The following is a 3,943-nucleotide window of genomic DNA, read 5'->3' as shown; positions in this document are numbered from 1 at the left end:
CTAATATTAAGAAAAAACATTCAATTTCTTTATATTCTATCACGAATATAAAGAAAGGATGGCATTTTTTACTTTTGGGGATAGTTAACACTTTTAAGTTGATGGGCATGCATTCACTCCCCTAATATACTATTTCCATTCCTTACAGATCTCTGCAATCTATTGTACTCCAGTTCCAGCACTTCTCTCCCAAACGGCGTTAACTCATAGCACTTCTTTCTGTCTGTAGAGGCAACTTCAACAATTAACTTCTCTTTTAGTAATTTCGTCGTATTTCCATATAAAGTACCAGGGCCGAGCTTTACTTCCCCATTTGTCATCTCTTCTACCATTTGCATAATTCCGTAGCCATGCAACGGCTTCACGAGTGACAATAATATGTAATATGTCGCCTCAGTTAACGGAATATATTTTTGCGCCTTCCCATTCATTATAACTACCTCCGATACATCGCCTTATGATATATCGACTTACGATACATCGCATATCGATATTGTATAATCATATTCCAAAATATGCAAGAGTAATTTAATAATTAAATATCCATTTCTTTGAATTAAAAAACCATACAAATTTTCTGAATAATTTGTTAAAATATAGAAATATTAGCTCTTTTATAATGAAAGGAATGGTACATATGATAAATAAATTGAAAGAAAACATCGGATCTGTGTTTGTTGGGAAAGAAAATGTTATTGATCTACTGCTCGTTTCACTTCTTGCTGGTGGGCATGTATTGCTCGAAGACGTGCCTGGTACTGGGAAAACGTTACTGGCGAAAACCATTTCCAAAAGTATTGGTGGTAGTTTTTCTCGCGTTCAATTCACCCCTGATGTACTTCCAAGTGATGTAACAGGTATTGAATACTTCAACCCAAAAACAAGCGAATTCGAATTAAGAATTGGACCAGTTATGACAAACATTTTGCTAGCAGATGAAATTAACCGTGCAATGCCGAGAACGCAGTCGAGTTTGTTAGAAGCGATGGAAGAACGACAAGTGACGCTCGAAAAACAATCTACGCCTCTGCCGAAACCGTTCTTTGTTATTGCGACGCAAAACCCAATTGAATCACAAGGGACTTTCCCTCTTCCAGATGCACAGCTTGATCGCTTTTTAATGACGATTTCAATCGGTTATCCTACTCCTGAAGATGAGCTACAAATGATGCGACGTTTTCGGAACGATTTACCATTAGAAAGTGTCACATCTGTCATCTCATTAGAAGATATTTTAGAATCTCAAAAACGAGTAAAAGAAATATTTGTTTCGGAACCGTTAGAACATTACATTATTAAACTTGCTCATGCTACAAGAAATCATGATTATATCGCTAACGGTGTAAGCCCACGTGCCACATTAGCTTTAGTACGTGCTGTTCAAGCTTTAGCCTTTTTACATGGGAGAGAATATTGCACACCAGAAGATATACAATTGTTAGTTCCTTCTGTTTGGAATCACCGTATCGTCTTATCAATGGAAGGTGCCCTGCGTACGACAAAAAATGATATTATGAAAAGTATTTTAAAAGAAGTTGACGTACCTGTGGAGATTGAGCAAGCATGAATGGACAGCGTGTTGTAACTGTGCCTTTATTTTTTCAACTCCATATTATTCAACTAACCGTTCCAATCGCGTTACTTTTCACATTCTTTTTCCCGCAACGAATGCTTATGTTTCTCTTTTTCTTCTATTATATATTTGCGATTTTTATTTATAAATATGTCGCTTTCATAGAGAAGAAGTTTCAAATCATAAATGAGAAACAAACTACACGGCTTTTTCCTGAGGAATCTGGACAGTTTTTTATTCATTTAAAAAATGGAGCCAGCATACCGCTCGTTAATGGTGTTTGTTACTTTCATTTAAATTCGTCCCTTATACCGCATAAAGAGCAAGGCATTGAACAAATATCAAAAACATTATTCTCTTTCCCATTTTCACAACCCGCACATTCGGCACAAAAATGGGGTTTAACATTAACCGCAACGAAGCGTGGTGTGTTTCAAATTGAACAGTTTGAATGTGTATTAAAAGATCCATTTCATCTATTAACTGTACATTTACCTGTTTTTGATAAATTAAGGACTGAAATTATTGTGTATCCTTCTCCTAAAGAAGTAGCAGGTTTGCAAGAACTTCAGCAACTTTTGAATGGATTTTATCGAACGAATTTTTCTTTTTACAATGATGAAACATCTATTATCGGTGTAAAGCGATATGAGCGTGAGTCTTTCCGCTCTATTCATTGGAAGGCATCTGCTAAAATGCAACAATTACAAGCGAAGCAATATGAACCTGTAAAAAATTATAGTTGGACGATTTGTCTTTCTTTAGCTGCCGATCGTGGATTTGGTTGGAAAGATAATGTAGAAGAACTTATTTCATATGCAACATACATTTTCCAGTACACAACGAAGCACCACATTCCGTTTGAATTGTTTATTAGTGTATTAGCAGAAGGCGGTGCATTACATGTACCGTTAAATGAAGGACAAACACAATATGCAAAAGCTTTAGAAGAATTAGCCCGTATTTCAGATGATAGTACGTTACTTCCGAAACAAGGATTCCTTCATTATGTAAAGAGAAAGAGAGAACGATCGTCTACAATGATATACATTGGTTTACAAAGAAATGAACTCCCTCTTCTCTCGCAGCCAACGTTTCTCATTACTAGTGAAGGGATGGTGGAACCAGTTGAAAACTTGGCTATATCACATTCATGATTTCATTCTGCTCCTCCTGCTTTCATTATTAACAGAAAGAGATGAACTAATTAGTATTGCAATATTTTTAACAACAGGCTATATTGGAGTATTTCTTATTCATAAATTTATGCAGAAAAAAACAACAGGATTTGTAATACTTTTAGTTCTTCAAATCGTTCTTTTCTCTTTATTTTTACCTTTTTCTCTTTTTGGCACAATCATATTACCACTATTTTTCTTTATCGTACATGCGATCGGACCTGGATATCCAGTTCAAAAATCTTTAGGTGGTATTGTATGGTTTGTTGTTTCAACTATATTTTATGCACCCTTTCCACCGTTGTGGAAACTATTAATGTTAGCCTTGCATCTTATGATTACATTTTGGTTAACCGGGGCAAATCGCAAACAACAACTATTACGTTTTGCTTCTATCATTACGATTGGCTTAATGAGCATATTAATTGTTCAAGTATTTCCTTTCATTCGACTTATTTTTGGTTTTATAACGGAAGTAGTCGCATTAGGCGTCGGCTATGCTTTAATGCCATTAATTAAAGCAGCGGAATTAAAAGATACTGAAGATGTTTGGGCAAATAAAGGACATCTCTTAAAACCAAAAATTGAAGACGGGAAAAAAATTCCTGATTTTGATCCAATACTCATAAATAGCGCTACAATAATAGTCTGTACAGCTATCGCTATTTACGTCGTTTGGAAAATATTAAAAAAACGAAAACATTTAAGTTTACCAAATATGCACGTCTTCGAATCTACTATCATTACTGATAAAGAAGGAATGAGCCAAAATCGTTTTAAACGAAATAAACCGCCACATAACGAAATTCGGAAGGAAATTTTTAAGCTAGAGAGTAAGTTAACCTCTCCTTTAAATAGAAAACGGGGAGAAACTGTTGAAACTTGGCTAGAAAGAATAAACGATGAAGAAGATGTAAATATTCAAAGTGATATTATTATAGATGCTTATAATACTGTGCGGTATTCAAATGGTGCAAACACTGTACTTCTACATGAATTTAAGGAAGAGATTCATAAGCTTTATGCATATCAAAAAAGTTTGAAGAAACGAAAGAAATAACGTAACAAAAAGACTGCTATATTTGAACTGAACCCAAAAAATTAGACAAATATATTAAGCAGCTACTAAGGATTGAACTCTGTATTGCACAGGGGACAATCCTTTTAGTTTTGTTTTAATTCTTTTGTGATT

Annotated in this window: 5 protein-coding genes; 3 read left to right on the top strand and 2 right to left on the bottom strand. The window is 34.7% G+C overall.

What is annotated here, in order from left to right; genetic code table 11:
* Positions 1-113 precede the first annotated feature (113 nt).
* Entirely contained in the window at positions 114-431 is a 318-nt protein-coding gene (locus ACS2CR_RS33660) for a PadR family transcriptional regulator (protein ID WP_001013432.1), read from the bottom strand.
* Between the two features lie 206 nt (positions 432-637).
* On the opposite strand from ACS2CR_RS33660, the gene ACS2CR_RS33655 reads away from it, so the two are divergent.
* Genes ACS2CR_RS33655 through ACS2CR_RS33645 form a run of 3 tightly spaced genes read left to right on the top strand, consistent with a single transcriptional unit; the run spans position 638 to position 3,811 of the window.
* A complete protein-coding gene (locus tag ACS2CR_RS33655) occupies positions 638-1,567 on the top strand; it encodes an AAA family ATPase (RefSeq protein ID WP_058839994.1) in 930 nt (309 codons plus the stop codon).
* Positions 1,564-2,730, top strand: coding sequence for a DUF58 domain-containing protein (locus ACS2CR_RS33650; protein ID WP_001014390.1), 1,167 nt, complete (start codon positions 1,564-1,566; stop codon positions 2,728-2,730). Before ACS2CR_RS33655 ends, ACS2CR_RS33650 begins: the two co-directional genes overlap by 4 nt.
* Positions 2,702-3,811 (top strand): DUF4018 domain-containing protein, encoded by a 1,110-nt coding sequence (locus ACS2CR_RS33645; RefSeq protein ID WP_053514091.1) that lies wholly within the window; start codon positions 2,702-2,704, stop codon positions 3,809-3,811. The genes ACS2CR_RS33650 and ACS2CR_RS33645 overlap by 29 nt, the downstream gene beginning before the upstream one ends.
* Before the next feature lie 54 nt (positions 3,812-3,865).
* On the opposite strand, the gene ACS2CR_RS33640 is transcribed toward ACS2CR_RS33645, so the two are convergent.
* Positions 3,866-3,943, bottom strand: a 78-nt coding sequence (locus tag ACS2CR_RS33640) for an IS3 family transposase (RefSeq protein WP_131229404.1), incomplete at its 5' end; no start/stop codon positions are given.

This window comes from Bacillus cereus group sp. BceL291 (genome assembly GCF_051776705.1).
GTDB classification, from domain to species: Bacteria; Bacillota; Bacilli; order Bacillales; family Bacillaceae_G; genus Bacillus_A; species Bacillus_A cereus.
This window is presented reverse-complemented; position numbering and strand designations above follow the sequence as displayed.